Raw genomic sequence first — 15887 nt, forward strand, 5'->3', positions numbered from 1 at the left:
GCGCATGCACATCACCGTTTTTGGCGCTGGGGCGTGGGGTACTGCAGTGGCAGCCCACATGTCGTTTGCACATGAAACGGTGTTGTGGGGGCGCGACCCCACGGTGCTTGTTTCGATTGCCAGCCAGCGGGAGAATCCCCGTTACCTTGCCGGCATCAAGCTGAATCCCTCCCTGAAAGTTCAAGCCGATTTTGCACTTGCCGCAAAGCACTCGCTTGGCCAGCCCGATAGCCTTTGGGTGTTGGGCACGCCCATGGGTGCATTGCGCCAAACGCTTGAGCAGCTTCAACAGATTGCACCTGTCGAGCAATGGCCTCCCTTGGTGTGGTTGTGCAAAGGTTTCGAGGTGGGAACCGGGCTCATGCCCCACCAGGTTGTGGAAGACGTGTTGTGCAAACCTTATGGCGGGGCGCTGACCGGCCCTTCGTTTGCCGCTGAGGTGGCGCGTGGATTGCCTTGCGCCCTCACCGCTGCATCGGCCGATGAGCCAACGCGCCAGGCCATGGTTCGCGCGGCACACCACGCAGCCCTGCGCGTGTACGAGCTCGATGACCTCGTCGGTGCCGAAGTCGGTGGCGCGGTTAAAAACATCATGGCGGTGGCCACTGGTATTTGCGATGGCATGCAGCTGGGTTTGAATGCCCGTGCAGCGCTGATTACCCGTGGCATGGCTGAAATCAAGCGGCTGGCTGTTGCGTTGGGTGCTCAGGCAGAAACGCTGAATGGCTTGTCTGGGTTTGGCGATCTTATCCTGACCTGCACAGGCGACCTGTCCCGAAACCGCCGGGTTGGCTTGATGCTGGCCCAAGGCAAATCGCTGGACACCATCCTGAAAGAACTAGGCCAAGTGGCAGAAGGTGTGAAATGCGCGCCGGTGGTCAAGGAACTGGCGGGCAAGCTAGGTGTGGACATGCCAATTACAGCGGCTGTCAACTCGGTGCTGTTTGATGGCTTGAGTCCCGGTGAAGGTGTCATGCGACTGTTGTCGCGGGGCGCCAGGTCTGAAGACGCGGACTGACGTTGCCCAGCGCAGAACAGTGCTTTTTGTTTTTGGCTTAACCGGCATGCCTTGCCCATTGCGCACAGAAAACCGCTGGCCCCTTCTTGAACAAAGGTTTGCATTCACCCCAGCCCAGCAAAAAAGAAGGCTGGGCTGGAGTGTCGCCCTTTGGGCGAGCATGCAAACCTTGTTCAAATCGGGGCGGTTTTCTTGACTGTGCGCAACAAGCAAGTGCATTGCCGGCAAAGCTGAAATGCAGTCTGTTCATGCGGGCCGTGGATGTTGTGGCCATGCGGTCGCGACCAATCACCAGCAATGTAAAGCCCGCAAGGCAGCGAGGTTCCAATCGCGTCGCCATTCAAGAAAACCTGCCCGTTTGAATTCACCCGCAACGTTCGACCTCTGGTCGACACCTTCCTCGGCCTTCCCTTTTGCCGAGGAAGGTGAGTCAGGGTGAGTTTCAAAAAGGGATCAGCAGGTTTTCAGGCGAATGATTGGAATTCGCGCCGAGTGGGCTTAACTCTCTGGCAGGCGATTGGAATTCGCACCGAACGGGCCGTTCAGCTGCCGCCCGCAAATCCGAGTTGTCGCCATGCCTCATACACCGAAACTGCCACCGAATTGGACAGGTTCAGCGACCTGCTCTCCGCCCGCATGGGCAGCCGTAGCCAGTTCTCGCTGGCAAACCAGTTGCGCACATCTTCGGATAACCCACGCGTTTCACTGCCAAACATCAGGTAATCGCCGGTCTTGAATTGCACATCAAAGGGTGATCGCGTGCCTTTCGTGGTCATTGCAAAGCAACGGCTCGGTTCAGGTTGGCAGGTGTCCAGAAAAGCTTGCCAACTGGCATGCACCTTCATGTTGGCGAACTCGTGGTAATCCAGCCCGGCACGGCGCATTCTGGCGTCTTCCAGCGGAAAGCCCAAAGGTTCGATCAGGTGCAGTTGTGCGCCCGTGTTGGCACACAAACGAATAATGTTGCCCGTATTGGGCGGAATCTCTGGTTCAACCAACACGACGTGAATCATTCCGGGGTCCTGCAAACTGCCATAAGTACAATCGAATCGGCGCCTGCTTTTTCAAGCGCCGCCACGCAACTTTGAAGTGTGGCGCCTGTGGTTATCACATCGTCCACCAAACCAATCCTGGTATTTGAAGGCATTGGGCGTGTGGTCTGAAACGCGCCAAGCAGGTTCTGAAGGCGGGCCTCCCTGCCCAGCTCCGCCTGTGCACTTGCCTCACTGGTTTTAATCAGCCAGTCTGTGTAAACGGGGCGTTTCAGTACCCGACCAGCATGTCTGGCAATCAAAGCGGCTTGATTATATCCCCGCTGTTTCAATTTGGTATTGCTGCAAGGCACAGGAATCAGCAGGTCGGGGAGCAAGTGGGTCGTCTCTTGTGTTTTAAGACCCAGCCAATGTCCAAGAAACTTAGCCATTCCATGTGCCTTGCCGTATTTCAGGCGGGTGATCCACTGGTCGAAAGGGGCACTGTAATCACAGCAAATCACGCAATCAAGCTTGTTTTCCGGCCTGGTAGCAAGCAAAGGCCTGCAGTGGCGGCAGTGTGTCCAGCCAAACGCCTGCGGTCTTGGACCCAGCATCAAGCCGCACCGCTTGCAACGCACCTTGGGCATCTCCAGTAAAAGCGACAGGCACGACCGGCACAGAAAGTCGTTCAATCCGCCTGTCCGCAATCCGCCTTGAATACCTCCCTGGCAGGATGCGCAGCGGCGGGGCATGGCGGTGTCGCTCACAAGCCGGCAAGTTCTATACAATGTTTCGTACACCGGCTTCATTAAAAGACCTTTGACCACAATGTCCTCGCAGTTCTGGAAATACACTCGCTCAAATGCCGCCCTGTCCCGTCAATGGGCAAAACGTGTTCAGGCACCCTTGCCTTTCATTCTTGAAGAGGTCAACAGGCGCATGGTGAACCGCGCCCAGATCATGCGCCCGGTCGAGGGAGGCGTAGTGCACCAAGGTTGGTTACACCCTGCTGCACTGGCCAGTGTAAAAGCCTTGTTCGGCGGGCGTGAACTTGCCGTGTTCGCGCCCAGCGCCATCGAATTGCCTGCAGCACCGATGGACAAGGCGGCTGAGTCTTTCCTGTCAAAACTATGGCCGGGCCGTGCTTCTGTAGCAAAGGCCGCAAGTGCCCGCGAACTGCCGCTTGGTGCCAACCTCCCGCTTGCCGATGAAAGCCAGGCAATGGTTTGGTCGCCCCTTTGGTTGCATGGACTTGAAGATCCTGCCCACCAAATGGCCGATTGGCTTCGGGTGTTGAAACCCGAGGGTGGGGTGTTCTTCACCTGCTTTGGGCCGGATACCGCCAAAGAATTGCACGGCTTTGCCAAATGCCTGAGTGAAAGCATTCCTGATTTTGCGGACATGCACGACATTGGCGATCTGATGAGCAAGCAGGGTTTTTCCGACCCGGTCATGGAAATGGAAAAATTGACCTTGACTTACAGTACGCCAGAAGCTTTGTTGCAGGACTGGCGTGCCTTTTCAGGCAATTTTCTGGCAGGGCGGGGCAAGGGCTTGGTGTCTACTGGCCGATACCAACAAGCGATTCAAACATTGAGGGCATTGAAGTCTCCGGAGAGCGGGCGAATTCCCCTGACGCTTGAATTGGTCTATGGGCATGCCTGGAAAGTAAAACGGAAACCAAAAATCGATGTCACAAGCGTGAAAATATCGGACATCAAGGGGCGAAAGGCGTCAAAATAGGTTTAGAAAAGCAGGCGTTTTTAAATGTAGCCCATTGTTTTCAACTTATTTAACGGAAAACAGGCAGGGAATGCATTTGCGATATTGCTTGCCAGAAGGCCTTAAGCCTATAATTCGAAGGTTTTTATGCACTCTCCAAGAAGTGCGTCGGGTCTGAATGACTGCTCTCTGAGAGGTAAATGGGCATGATTCCAGGAAATTCAAGTCAGGTAGTCGCACCAGACAACGTGCCGCAAAGCAGTCAATGGGTATTTCGGCGAAATTGTTCGCTTACCCCCAAACAGCTTTTGCAATGGTATTTAAGTTTGTGTGCCCTTACGTTGATTGTGGCCACCGGGTTTTTACTCGCCGGTTTCTGGATCGTGTTGCCGTTTGCGGGCTTGGAGTTGTTGTTGGTGGGAACGGCATTTGTGGTTTATGCAAGGCATGCAGCGGACTACGAAATGATCGAATTGCAGCGCGATCAGCTTTTGCTGGTCATGTCTGACGGCACCAAATTGACCCAGCTCAAATGGTCACCCCAATGGGCCAAGTTGAGTTACAACGGAAAATATAAAGCGCCATTGCTGTTCAGTCACAGGGGCCAACAAGTAAAAATAGGCAAATTTATTGCCGAGAAAGACAAGTCAGCGTTGCACCGCGAATTGAAGGCGGCGCTGGCAAGGGCGGCGTGTCCGGTTTAGGCACGTTGCTTCCACCAGTTTGATTTTTTTTGAGATTGAGGATCGCCATGTTGAAGTCGTCCTTGGGTATTCGCAACGTAGTGGCAACGGCCGCTGCAGTCGCGATGACATCCTTCGGAGGTGCTGCGTTAGCCGAGAATGTTTCTGGGCAACCCTTGCAGTACAACCTCGCCCAGCCGGTTACCGAAATTGCGAAGCAAATCTATGATTTGCACACGCTGATGCTGGTGATCTGCCTGGTCATTTTCGTTGCCGTGTTCGGTGTGATGTTCTACTCGATCTACGCTCACCGAAAGTCAAAGGGTGCAAAGTCCGCTTCTTTCCACGAAAGTGTGAAAGTTGAAATTGCATGGACCATCATTCCTTTCCTCATCGTGATCGGCATGGCCTTGCCCGCTACCAAAACAGTGGTAGCGATGAAAGACACGTCCAACGCCGACCTGACCATCAAGGCCACCGGTTACCAGTGGAAGTGGGGTTATGAATACCTGGCTGGCGAAGGCGAAGGCATTTCATTCCTGTCCACACTTGCTACACCTCGTGACCAGATTGAAGACCACCAAGGTCAGGCTGTTGCGCGCGGCGAAAACTACCTGATGGAAGTGGACAACCACGTAGTAGTGCCAGTGAACAAGAAAGTTCGCGTGGTGACTACGGCCAATGACGTGATTCACGCCTGGATGATCCCCGCCTTCGGCGTGAAACAGGATGCGATCCCTGGTTTCGTGCGCGACACTTGGTTCAAGGCTGAGAAGGAAGGCATCTACCGCGGCCAGTGTGCTGAGCTTTGTGGTAAAGACCACGCTTACATGCCCATCGTTGTTGAAGTGATGTCCGAAGAAAACTACTCCAAGTGGGTTCAAGCCAAGCTGGACGAAATGAAGTCCAAGCAGGACGATCCCACCAAGGAATGGACCAAGGAAGACCTGGTTGCACGTGGTGAACAGGTTTACAACGCCAACTGTGCAGCCTGTCACCAGGCCACCGGTGCTGGCATTCCTGGTGCTTTCCCCGCATTGGTTGGTGCACCATCAGTAGTTGGTCCACAAGCTGACCAGATCGCCATTTTGCTGAACGGCAAGGGCGCAGGCATGCCTGCCTGGAAGCAATTGTCCGACGTTGAAATCGGCGCAGTGATTACATACACAAGAAACGCCTGGGCCAACGCTGGTACAGGTACAGACCCGGTTGTTCAGCCAAGTGCTGTTACGGCTGCACGTTAATATTGCTTAGGAGATTTACATGAGCACTACCGCGGCAGATTTAGCCCATGGACATGGCCACGGCCATGATCATGACCACGCACACGACCACCCGCACGGCTGGCGCCGTTGGTTGTATGCGACCAACCACAAAGACATCGGTACGATGTACCTGATTTTCTCGTTTGTCATGCTGCTGGAAGGCGGCGTGCTGGCCTTGATGTTGCGTGCCGAGCTGTTCTCACCTGGCTTGCAACTGGTTCAGCCTGAGTTCTTCAACCAGCTGACCACCATGCATGGTTTGATCATGGTGTTTGGTGCTGTGATGCCGGCATTCGTGGGTTTCGCCAACTGGATGATCCCGTTGCAAATCGGCTGTTCCGACATGGCGTTTGCCCGCATGAACAACTTCAGCTTCTGGCTGATGGTGCCTGCGGCAATCATCCTGACTGCATCCTTCTTCATGCCTGGTGGTGCAACTGCTGCCGGCTGGACGCTGTATGCACCGTTGTCCATTCAGATGGGCCCCGGCATGGATGCCGCCATTTTCGCGATGCACATTCTGGGTGCCTCATCGATCATGGGCTCCATCAACATCATCACGACCATCCTGAATATGCGCGCTCCCGGCATGACCATGATGAAAATGCCGATGTTCGCATGGACCTGGTTGATTACCGCTTACCTGCTGATCGCCGTAATGCCGGTTTTGGCTGGCGCCATCACCATGGTGTTGACCGATCGCCATTTCGGCACGTCGTTCTTCAACGCCGCAGGCGGCGGTGACCCCGTGATGTACCAGCACATCTTCTGGTTCTTCGGTCACCCCGAGGTGTACATCATGATCTTGCCGGCCTTCGGCATCATCTCGCACATCGTTCCAACCTTTGCCCGTAAAACACTGTTTGGTTACAGCTCCATGGTGTACGCCACCGGTTCCATCGCGATCCTGTCGTTCATCGTGTGGGCGCACCACATGTTTACAACCGGCATGCCAGTAACAGGCCAGTTGTTCTTCATGTACGCAACCATGTTGATCGCTGTGCCCACGGGCGTGAAAGTGTTCAACTGGCTGGCCACCATGTGGCGTGGTTCCATGACGTTCGAGACCCCCATGCTGTTCGCAGTGGGCTTCATTTTCGTGTTCACCATGGGTGGCTTCACTGGCCTGATCCTGGCCGTGGCTCCAGTTGACATCCAGTTGCAGGACACCTACTACGTTGTGGCTCACTTCCACTACGTGCTGGTGGCTGGTTCACTGTTTGCATTGTTTGCCGGTACTTACTACTGGCTGCCAAAATGGTCTGGCCGCATGTACAGCGAAAAGCTTGGCAAGTTGCACTTCTGGTCTTCTTTGATCAGCTTCAACGTGACTTTCTTCCCCATGCACTTCCTGGGCCTGGCCGGTATGCCACGTCGTTACGCCGACTACGCCACACAGTTCACTGACTTCCACGCCATTGCCACCATCGGTGCCTTCTGGTTTGGTCTGTCACAGTTGATCTTCCTGTGGTGCGTACTTCGCGCCTGGATGTTCCAGAAAGGTGAAGCTGCTCCAGCCAAGCCTTGGGAAGGTGCAGAAGGACTGGAATGGACAGTGCCATCACCCGCACCATTCCATACTTTTGAAGAACCGCCACTGGTGAAGTAATTCGCCAAAGTCAAACGCGGGGCCCCCAGCGGGTGGCCCCCGTTGCGTAAAAAGGCTTTGCAGCGGCAAGGCTTTTTCACCCAACGAAGATGTACCGTGAGGAATTTATTTTGACGCCCGAAGAAGAAAAGAAAGCCCGGCAAAACAAGCGCACCGGTTTGATTCTGCTCTCTGTGGCGGCAGTATTTTTTCTCGGCATCCTGATCCGCAAGGTCATGGAGCCCAGTATTTTGAGTTTGGTGAACTAAGCAGTGAATTTGCAGTAGAGGCACATCAGCATGGCACAGCAAAGTAGTCGAAAAACAGGGGGCTTGCACAAGCAAATGCTGGTGCGTCTTTTGGTGATTGTGGTGGCCATGTTTGCATTTGGTTATGCATTGGTACCCATTTACAAAGCCATTTGCGAAATAACCGGTATCAATGTCCTGACCCCGCAGACCAAGAATGCGGCCGACATTGTGAAGAATACGCAGGTGGACAAAAGCCGAAGCATTGAAGTGATTTTTGATGCGAATGAGCGCGGCAAATTCCAGTTCAAGCCTGAAACGAATCGCATGATGGTTCACCCAGGCGAATTGGTGACTGTGAATTACGTGGTGCACAACAACCTGCCCAACGACACGGCAGGCCAGGCAATACCCAGTTATTTGCCCACCAAGGCGGCTGAACACTTTACCAAGCTCGAATGCTTCTGCTTCAAGCAGCAACCTTTCAAGTCGGGTGAAACAAAAGAATTTCCGGTGGTGTTTGTGATCAACCCCAAGTTGCCACAAGACGTACACACCATCACGCTGAGTTATACGTTTTTTGAAGTGGCTGGAGCCACGGCCATGGTTGCAGAATAATGTCAGAAGACATCAAAGAGGCAGCGTCCCGCAAAGCGAGCAAAGCCACTTTCCTGCAAACCCTGTCAGCAGTACTCTGGTCGTTTTTTGGTGTTCGGAAAGGCTCAAACCATTCCGAAGACATGCAGAAACTGAATCCTGTCCACGTGATCATCGTGGGCTTGCTTGCGGCAGCCGGATTTGTTTTCGGGTTGCTGCTGTTGGTGAATTATGTGGTGGGTTCCGCTTAAGCCGTTCGGAATCCCTTGTTGCAGTATCGAAGCATCTAAATTAAAGAGATAGGAGAAACAACCATGCGTGCGAATGCACCGTATTACTTTGTGCCGGGCTTGTCCCAATGGCCCGTGCTTGGCTCAGTGGCCATGTTCTTCTTCATACTGGGCATGTCCCAGTGGGTCAATGGCGGTCAGGCCGGTCCTTATCTGTTCGCGCTTAGCATGGGTATCCTGATTTACGTGCTGACCGGTTGGTTCAAGCATGTGGTAGGTGAATCTCAAAGTGGTCAGTACAGCGCCCGTGTGGACGTGTCTTTCCGCTGGTCAATGGGATGGTTCATTTTCTCGGAAGTGATGTTTTTCGCAGCGTTTTTCGGCGCGCTGTTCTATGCACGTCAAATCGCAATGCCTTGGCTTGGCGACATCGACAACAAAGCATTCTTGTGGCCCGACTTTACTGCCAACTGGCCCAACACTGGTCCTGCGGGCACTGTGGATGCATTCCAGACCATGGGCCCATGGCCAATTCCCACAATCAACACTGCATTGTTGCTGACTTCAGGCTTGACGCTGACTTGGGCGCACCATGCCCTAATCGCCAACAAGCGCTCACAGTTGATCTGGGGCTTGGGCCTGACCGTGTTGCTTGGCGCAGTGTTCATGGGTTTCCAGGTGTATGAATACATCCACGCTTACCGTGACCTGAACCTGAAAATGACCTCCGGAATTTTCGGATCCACCTTCTTCATGCTGACCGGTTTCCACGGCTTCCACGTGACCATCGGTGCGATCATTCTGTTCTTCATCATGATCCGCTGCATCAAGGGCCACTTCACACCGGAAAGCCATTTTGCGTTTGAAGCGGCCGCCTGGTACTGGCACTTCGTGGACGTGGTGTGGTTGGGCTTGTACGTGATTGTTTACTGGCTGTAATCAAGCCAGGCTGGCAATACTTGAAAAAGCCACTGGAACACTCCGGTGGCTTTTTTTTGAATTCCGAAGTTACCGGATTCCTGTGGATTCAATCCATCCCATGTAGTAGGAAAAGAGGATGAGAAGAAACAGTGCAATAGACAAACCAATACGCATGGTCAGTGCGTTGACAGTGCGACTCGATTTGCTTTTGTCTTTCATCAGAAAGAAAAACGCAGAACCAAGGCTTGCCAGAATGCCTAAAAAAGCCAAGCCAATAATCAACTTCATGGTAAATGCCCTTCAAAAACCAACCGTGAACAACACACAAGCTGAAGTATGTCATGGTTAAAGCAGTGAATTCACCGGGAAAGACAAAGCTCGTGCTCACCCTGTTGCTAGGGGGCGTGTTCGTTTGGCTGACATTCAGTTTGGGTCAATGGCAAACCGGTAGGGCCGCGGAAAAGCAGACGCTGTTTGACGCACAGGCTCGTGCCTTGGCTGCTTCGCCAATTTCTCCAGGTAACGCACAGATTGACTTGGACAATTTGTCCTACCGCAAAATCGAACTTCAAGGTCGATTTGATGCCAAAGCCCTGATATACATAGACAACCGTCAAGTCAACGGACGGCCCGCGGTGCAGGTGGTGCAGGGGTTCCGGCCCGAAGGCGCAAGCTTTTTGATTCCGGTGGATCGGGGCCTGCTGTTGCGCAATCCGGCAGATCCGCGGCGCGCACCAGTGATGCCTGATGACGCAACTGTTTCCGATGAGCAGGTCACCGGTTTGAAAGGCACCATTTTGCCGCGGTTTGCCCAGTCAGCTGAACTTCGTGGCGTGCTGCTGGGCGCTGCAGACAGTATTTACAAGGAAGAGCAGAACGGTTTTCAGGTGTGGTCCAACTTCAGTGCAGAGGAGTTTGAAAAGCACCTGGGCCAACCCGTCAGCAATTTTGTAGTGACCTTGCAGCCGGTGGCGCAGACCAGCGACAGCCAGGATGAAGCACCATTTGAAACCCGCAAGGTGAATGGTTTTTACCATGTTGCGGTACCGCTGCAGGAACAGGTGGCCAAACACAAGGGCTATGCCTTTCAGTGGTTTACCATGTCAGCCGTGTTGGTTTTGTTGACACTGTTTTTTGTATACCGAGAGTTTTACAAGGGAAATAAGCCATGAATGCAGCCAGCGCCCCCGCCACGCTGAACAAAAGCCGAATGACCATCATTCTGGTCTTTCTAACCTGTGCACTGCCCATTGTGGCGGCGTTCTACCTGTATTTCTTCAACAAGCCCGATGGCACCAACAACTACGGGACCATTCTGGATCCGCAGGTGAATGTATCGACCGAGGTGTTCAAGAACATCAATGGCGATGATTTCACCATGAATCAGGTGGCCGACAAGTGGGTGCTGATCCAGGTCATCAACAGCGAATGCGATGCCGTGTGTCAGAATACCATGTATTTTCAGCGCCAGGCCCGGGCTACCAAGGGCAAGGAACAGGGGCGCATCGAGCGCGTGGTCTTTGTCACCGATGACGGCCCGCTTGAAACGCTATTGCTGCGCCAGTTCCCCGATGTACATTTTGTTCGCGCCAGCGAAAGCCAGTTGAAGTCCTGGTTGCCCCTGGAGCAGGGTATTGTGGGCAGCAAGGGCAGCGCTGACATTGGCACGGTGCGGGACCACGTCTTCGTGGCCGACCCCTTGGGCCATGTAATGATGCGTTTTCCGCCGAACAACACACTTCAGTTCGACAAGTTTCGTAAAGACGTAAGCCGCCTGTTGTGGGCATCCAATATTGGTTAATTCGAGAGCAGCATCATGAGCAGTTACAAGCGTTTGGTCGCATTCACCACTGTATTAACTTTCCTGTTGATCATGTTGGGCGCATTTGTCCGTCTGACTGATGCGGGTCTGGGTTGCCCGGATTGGCCAGGTTGCTACGGCAAGCTGACGCCGACCCATGCAGCCGAAGAAATTGCTGCAGCGGTTGAGGCACAGGGTGGTACCCATGGCCCCGTGTCCATTCCCAAGGCCTGGAAGGAAATGGTGCACCGATACGTCGCTACTTTCCTCGGTTTCCTGATTATTGGCATCATGGCCATGGCCTGGATCAAGCGGCGTGAGCTGAAGCAATCACCGGCCTTGCCAACAATTCTGTTCTTTGCGGTGTGCCTGCAAGGTGCCTTTGGTGCCTGGACGGTGACCATGTTGTTGAAACCAGCCATCGTGACGGGACACCTGATTGGCGGCATGACCATCCTCGGGCTTTTGACCTGGTTGTGGCTGCGTCAAACCAGTAACGCACGAACCGTTGCGCCACCCAGGGACGCCGCTGGCTTGCGCTTGCTGGCCCGCATCGGCTTCGTGGCTGTGGCGGCTCAAATCATCTTGGGTGGTTGGGTGAGTACCAATTACGCGGCGGTGGTGTGTACCGATTTCCCGACGTGCCAAGGAAGCATGTGGCCACACATGGAATTTGACCATGCGTTTCACATTGTCCGTGAATTGGGCGAAACACCCGACGGAGACATGCTGAATGTCGCCTCGTTGACTGCCATTCATTTCATTCACCGGATCGGGGCTTTGATCGTCACGGCTATTTTGGGTGTTTTGGCCTTTGCCTTGTGGCGCAACCCCGGCACAAAGTTGCTGGCGATCAAGGTAGTGGCTGTGCTGACATTGCAAATTGCCATGGGCATTGGCAATGTGGTGTTTCAGCTGCCTTTGTGGTTGGCGGTGGCACACAATGGGGGCGCAGCACTGTTGCTGGTTACCTTGATCTTGGTAAACTATCGGGTTGCGGGCAATCGCCATCGAATTTCATAAGGCCCACCATGCCATCCGTTGAAAAAGTAAAAGCCGTGAGCAGTTTTTCTCACGTCGCCAAACAGTACTGGACACTGACCAAGCCGCGCGTGGTCGCCTTGATCGTGTTTTGTGCTGTAATCGGCATGTTCCTGGCTACCCCCGATTTGCCCAATGCGCAGGTGCTGATTGCGGGTACTTTGGGTATCTGGCTGGTGGCGGGTGCAGCGGCCGCTTTTAACTGCCTGGTCGAACAGCAGATTGACGCGAAAATGGCGCGCACCCGTGCACGCCCGCTGCCACGTGGTGAACTGAATTCGGTGCAAACACTGGTGTTTTCAAGCCTGGTGGGTGGTGTAGGTGTCTGGATTCTGTATGTATTCGTCAACCCGCTGACCATGTGGCTGACTTTGGCCACCTTCGTGGGCTATGCAATTATCTATACCCTCTTGCTCAAGCCCAATACGCCACAAAACATCGTCATTGGCGGTGCCTCTGGTGCCATGCCACCCGTGCTGGGTTGGGCCGCTGTCACCAACAGTGTGTCCCCAGAAGCGCTTGTGCTGTTCCTGATCATCTTTGTCTGGACGCCCCCGCATTTCTGGGCGCTGGCCTTGTACCGCACGCAGGAATATGCGCGGGCAGGCTTGCCAATGCTGCCTGTTACCCATGGGGCCGCATTCACCCAGTTCCATGTGTTTTTGTACACCATCATGTTGGCGGCCACGACCCTGATTCCGTTCGCCATGAAAATGAGCGGCTTGATCTACCTGGCCAGCGCCGTTGTACTCAATGCAATTTTCATTGGCTACGGGTACAAGATCTGGAAAAATTACAGCGACGCCTTGGCCAAAAAGGCGTTTACCTATTCAATCGCCTACCTGGCCTTTTTGTTTGCGGCCTTGTTGGTGGATCATTACGTGGCGGTATAAGCAGCATGGTCAAGCAGATCAAACAATGGGTTCGTGGCGCAGCTTTGGGCGCTGTGGTGTTGCTTGCGGCATGTAATATGGGGCCCGCCACATTTGTTAATACCGACATCACCGGTTCTGCCTTGGTGGCCAATTTCAAGTTGAAGGACTTGTCGGGCACCGAGCGCACCATGGAAAGCTACAAAGGCAAAGTGGTCGCCATGTTTTTTGGTTACACCCATTGCCCGGATGTGTGCCCAATCACCATGCAGCAATGGAATGAGGTGAAAGCCAAGTTGGGTGCCAAAGGCGATAACCTCCAGGTGCTGTTTGTCTCGATTGACCCTGAACGTGATACGCCCGAACTTCTGAAAAAGTACGTGCCCCAATTCAACCCCAGCTTTGATGCATTAACAGCCTCCTCGCTGGACGAACTCAAGCCATTGCTCACCGGTTTGCGCGTGTTTGCGGGCAAGGTCGAGGGTAGTAGTCCCGAGAATTACCTGATGGATCACACCTCAGCCAGCTATGTGTTTGACCAGCAGGGTCGGGCCAGGCTTCTGGTGCGCCACAATGCCGATTCGGCACCAGTGGTCAGCGATGTCGAACAAATTCTCGACGGCAAATAATCAGTCTTTCGCTGCGGTGACAATGCTGCAGCTTAGCTGCGGCTGATCCATTGCAAGGAGCTCTTTGAACTGGAGCAGCGACCAGACCGAGTCATTTTTCCCTCCGCCTGAATGCTTCGTGTGTATGGTGTTTTCAACCATTTTGTAAACAACCTGCCATTCCAGCGACAACGGGTGTCCAATCGGACCATGGTTGACAAGTACCATGACAGGCCGACCTTGCAGCAGTTCAAGCTGAATGACTTGAAGGGTATCCACAACACTGTTGCCCGCATACCAGCTGGCGTGGAGGTCGGCTTTTCTTAGTGCACCAAGCATCATGAGCGGTGAAGTTCCCATGCTGCCGCCAAACAGATCGGGTGTTTCGCTCCACCTGACAATTTCTTCAATGAAAGGGTCATTCAGGGGCCTTCCTTGTCTATCCTTGGGGATGTGATTCCAGCCGATTCCGTGGTAGTGAAGAATGGTGCCGATGGCACATGGCCCGCTCATTTTTTCAAGGTGTTTGGGCGCAGTGAATCCCCAGATCTGATTCAGTTTTGCGGGATCCATGGGCTTGAAGTCAATTTGGCTTGACGGGGTTGAAATGGATCTGGCTTCTGAGAAATCAATCTCAAAACGCTTGTACTCATTCATAAAAAAGCATCCTTTTTGCTGCCGAACTCACCAGCCATCATATGCAGACAACGGACGTATTCGTGCCATGCATAGTTCTATGCATAATCCTCATTCCGTTGTGCAGAGCTGAGATCTGGTAGGCTTTTATTTGGAACTGTTTATGAAGTTACTAACGGGCGAAGTTTGGCTATCGTGTACAAATCACCCGTTGCAGCAAGTTCAGGCCAGGTTGGCAAGGTTTAGAACATTGAGCAAGTTATTGCTTTCAAGTGGGGCGGTCTGGCTGCCCAGGGGGGATGAAGCCCCCAAGTTGCCAGTCAAGCCATCGATCAAGCCGGTCAAGGGTGCCAAAACTGCGTCTAGCGGACCGGCTTCGGTTTCTGTGTCCGGCGTAGTGGCCGGGGGTGGGGTCGTGGTGCTGCCGCCAGTGCCATTGCCGGCGTTGTTGCCGGACTCTGTGGTACTGGTCATTGCTGTGGTGTTGTTCTCATTGTCGCTGTAAATGGCAGCGGTTGCACCGAGAAATACGATGCTTTCCAGTACGGGGTAACCTGTGGATTCAGTTGTGCCGGGGGTTCCGAACAAGCCAAACAAACCACTATTGGCCTCGGCGTCTGCCGTCGTTGGGTCGTCGACCAGTGCCAGGCTGTCGAAATAAACGCCTTCGCCCTGAATGTTGGTGGCTATCCACTGGGGGGCTTGCTCCATTTCAACCACTTCGAGGTTGAAGGTGGCTGCAGCGCCTTTTTCAACAATCAGCGCGTCATTCACACCTGTGAACTGGATCACAGCCTTGGCGGATTGGTCGGTCACAAGGCGGTCGCCAGGCAAAAGCGTCACGCCCACTTGGGCGGGCAGAAAAAATCCGTCTCTAACCAGTTGCACATTGCCGCTGATTTCCCGGATTTTTGCCTGTTGTTCGATGGACGCTGTTGCTGTGTTCATGGTCATTAAGCGTAGTTGTAGGGGCCGCCCACTTCAAGCGCCTTCTTGTAACTGGGCATGGCGTGGATGCGTTTTACATAAGCCGCAATTTTGGGCATGCTGTTGATGGACTCGGCGCGGCTGATGGCCGCTTCCAGTGGAAAGCTCATCATGAAGTCGGCGCCTGTCATTTCGCTGCCGCAAAACCACTCGTTTTTCGACAATACGCCTTCAATGTAGGCAAATTGCTTTTCAAGGTTGGGGTTGATGAAACCGCTTTTCACCTGTTTGGAGATGCCGCGTGCAATGGGCAACACAATCGGCTTCAAAAACGCAGGCACCGGGGCATTCTCGATTTTGTTGAATACCAGTGTCATGACCAGCGGGGGCATGGCGGTTCCTTCAGCAAAATGCATCCAGTAGGTGTAATCGCGGTGGGCTTGCGTGCCGTGTGCTGGGCGCATTTTGCCGCCAGCCTTGTCGATCAGGTATTCCACAATGGCACCGCTTTCCGCCACGGTGATGTCACCGTCCGTAATCACGGGCGATTTCCCCAACGGGTGGATTTTCAGCAGCTCGGGTGGGGCCAGGTAGGTTTTGGCATCGCGTGCGTAGCGGGTCACCTTGTAAGGCAGGCCAAGTTCTTCAAGCAGCCAGATAATGCGCTGCGAGCGTGAATGTTCCAGGTGGTGTACTTCAATCATGATAAAAAAAGGGCCTGTTGCCAAGCCCTTAGTGTAGGTCAGTTTTAACCCG

At 53.8% G+C, this 15887-nt stretch carries 21 protein-coding genes; 14 read left to right on the top strand and 7 right to left on the bottom strand.

The window, feature by feature from the left end:
* Positions 1-4 precede the first annotated feature (4 nt).
* Entirely contained in the window at positions 5-1018 is a 1014-nt protein-coding gene (locus RGQ30_RS00910) for an NAD(P)H-dependent glycerol-3-phosphate dehydrogenase (RefSeq protein WP_130557080.1), read from the top strand.
* A gap of 37 nt (positions 1019-1055) precedes the next feature.
* Here RGQ30_RS00910 and RGQ30_RS00915 read toward each other — a convergent pair whose 3' ends face one another.
* From RGQ30_RS00915 to RGQ30_RS00925, 3 genes are all read right to left on the bottom strand, one after another.
* Positions 1056-1358, bottom strand: coding sequence for a hypothetical protein (locus RGQ30_RS00915; RefSeq protein WP_130557079.1), 303 nt, complete (start codon positions 1356-1358; stop codon positions 1056-1058).
* 202 nt (positions 1359-1560) lie between these two features.
* On the bottom strand, positions 1561-2031 hold the full coding sequence (gene trmL / locus RGQ30_RS00920) for a tRNA (uridine(34)/cytosine(34)/5-carboxymethylaminomethyluridine(34)-2'-O)-methyltransferase TrmL (RefSeq protein ID WP_130557078.1): 471 nt from the start codon (positions 2029-2031) through the stop codon (positions 1561-1563).
* Positions 2028-2441 carry a ComF family protein gene (locus tag RGQ30_RS00925; protein WP_130557077.1) on the bottom strand — a complete coding sequence of 138 codons (414 nt, stop codon included), beginning with the start codon at positions 2439-2441 and terminating at the stop codon, positions 2028-2030. The genes trmL and RGQ30_RS00925 overlap by 4 nt, the downstream gene beginning before the upstream one ends.
* 379 nt (positions 2442-2820) lie before the next feature.
* Between RGQ30_RS00925 and RGQ30_RS00930 the strand changes: the two genes are divergently transcribed.
* From RGQ30_RS00930 to RGQ30_RS00965, 8 genes are all read left to right on the top strand, one after another.
* The gene (locus tag RGQ30_RS00930; protein ID WP_338284618.1) at positions 2821-3735 is read left to right on the top strand and encodes a methyltransferase domain-containing protein; all 915 of its coding nucleotides are present in this window, start codon (positions 2821-2823) and stop codon (positions 3733-3735) included.
* Positions 3736-3914: 179 nt separating this feature from the next.
* Positions 3915-4418, top strand: coding sequence for a DUF2244 domain-containing protein (locus RGQ30_RS00935; protein WP_130557075.1), 504 nt, complete (start codon positions 3915-3917; stop codon positions 4416-4418).
* A gap of 104 nt (positions 4419-4522) precedes the next feature.
* Positions 4523-5641, top strand: coding sequence for a cytochrome c oxidase subunit II (gene coxB / locus RGQ30_RS00940; RefSeq protein ID WP_338284892.1), 1119 nt, complete (start codon positions 4523-4525; stop codon positions 5639-5641).
* Between the two features lie 19 nt (positions 5642-5660).
* On the top strand, positions 5661-7271 hold the full coding sequence (gene ctaD / locus RGQ30_RS00945) for a cytochrome c oxidase subunit I (protein WP_130557073.1): 1611 nt from the start codon (positions 5661-5663) through the stop codon (positions 7269-7271).
* A 110-nt stretch (positions 7272-7381) separates the two neighbouring features.
* Positions 7382-7519, top strand: coding sequence for a cytochrome oxidase small assembly protein (locus RGQ30_RS00950; RefSeq protein WP_338284620.1), 138 nt, complete (start codon positions 7382-7384; stop codon positions 7517-7519).
* Positions 7520-7549: 30 nt separating this feature from the next.
* A complete protein-coding gene (locus RGQ30_RS00955) occupies positions 7550-8116 on the top strand; it encodes a cytochrome c oxidase assembly protein (RefSeq protein WP_130557072.1) in 567 nt (188 codons plus the stop codon).
* Positions 8116-8346, top strand: a complete 231-nt coding sequence (locus RGQ30_RS00960; RefSeq protein WP_130557071.1) for a DUF2970 domain-containing protein — start codon at positions 8116-8118, stop codon at positions 8344-8346. The genes RGQ30_RS00955 and RGQ30_RS00960 overlap by 1 nt, the downstream gene beginning before the upstream one ends.
* A 63-nt stretch (positions 8347-8409) precedes the next feature.
* Entirely contained in the window at positions 8410-9264 is an 855-nt protein-coding gene (locus RGQ30_RS00965) for a cytochrome c oxidase subunit 3 (protein WP_130557070.1), read from the top strand.
* 69 nt (positions 9265-9333) lie between these two features.
* On the opposite strand, the gene RGQ30_RS00970 is transcribed toward RGQ30_RS00965, so the two are convergent.
* Positions 9334-9534: a twin transmembrane helix small protein gene (locus tag RGQ30_RS00970; protein WP_130557069.1), complete on the bottom strand. Its 201-nt coding sequence runs from the start codon at positions 9532-9534 to the stop codon at positions 9334-9336.
* A gap of 53 nt (positions 9535-9587) precedes the next feature.
* On the opposite strand from RGQ30_RS00970, the gene RGQ30_RS00975 reads away from it, so the two are divergent.
* Genes RGQ30_RS00975 through RGQ30_RS00995 form a run of 5 tightly spaced genes read left to right on the top strand, consistent with a single transcriptional unit; the run spans position 9588 to position 13589 of the window.
* Positions 9588-10418 (top strand): SURF1 family protein, encoded by an 831-nt coding sequence (locus RGQ30_RS00975; protein WP_130557068.1) that lies wholly within the window; start codon positions 9588-9590, stop codon positions 10416-10418.
* The gene (locus RGQ30_RS00980) at positions 10415-11047 is read left to right on the top strand and encodes an SCO family protein (RefSeq protein ID WP_130557067.1); all 633 of its coding nucleotides are present in this window, start codon (positions 10415-10417) and stop codon (positions 11045-11047) included. The genes RGQ30_RS00975 and RGQ30_RS00980 overlap by 4 nt, the downstream gene beginning before the upstream one ends.
* A 15-nt stretch (positions 11048-11062) precedes the next feature.
* Complete coding sequence (locus RGQ30_RS00985) at positions 11063-12070, top strand: COX15/CtaA family protein (RefSeq protein WP_130557066.1); 1008 nt, start codon at positions 11063-11065, stop codon at positions 12068-12070.
* Between the two features lie 8 nt (positions 12071-12078).
* Positions 12079-12981 carry a heme o synthase gene (cyoE, locus tag RGQ30_RS00990; RefSeq protein WP_130557065.1) on the top strand — a complete coding sequence of 301 codons (903 nt, stop codon included), beginning with the start codon at positions 12079-12081 and terminating at the stop codon, positions 12979-12981.
* A 5-nt stretch (positions 12982-12986) separates the two neighbouring features.
* Positions 12987-13589, top strand: a complete 603-nt coding sequence (locus RGQ30_RS00995) for an SCO family protein (protein ID WP_130557064.1) — start codon at positions 12987-12989, stop codon at positions 13587-13589.
* Here the strand turns inward: RGQ30_RS00995 and RGQ30_RS01000 are convergent, their stop codons facing one another.
* The 3 genes from RGQ30_RS01000 to RGQ30_RS01010 form a co-directional block, all read right to left on the bottom strand.
* Positions 13590-14225: a cysteine peptidase family C39 domain-containing protein gene (locus tag RGQ30_RS01000; protein ID WP_130557063.1), complete on the bottom strand. Its 636-nt coding sequence runs from the start codon at positions 14223-14225 to the stop codon at positions 13590-13592.
* A 201-nt stretch (positions 14226-14426) separates the two neighbouring features.
* Positions 14427-15152 carry a FecR family protein gene (locus tag RGQ30_RS01005; protein ID WP_130557062.1) on the bottom strand — a complete coding sequence of 242 codons (726 nt, stop codon included), beginning with the start codon at positions 15150-15152 and terminating at the stop codon, positions 14427-14429.
* Between the two features lie 5 nt (positions 15153-15157).
* Positions 15158-15835, bottom strand: coding sequence for a glutathione S-transferase (locus RGQ30_RS01010; RefSeq protein ID WP_130557061.1), 678 nt, complete (start codon positions 15833-15835; stop codon positions 15158-15160).
* Between the last annotated feature and the right edge of the window lie 52 nt (positions 15836-15887).

Origin of the sequence: Limnobacter thiooxidans, from assembly GCF_036323495.1 — a bacterium.
GTDB lineage: Bacteria > Pseudomonadota > Gammaproteobacteria > Burkholderiales > Burkholderiaceae_B > Limnobacter > Limnobacter thiooxidans.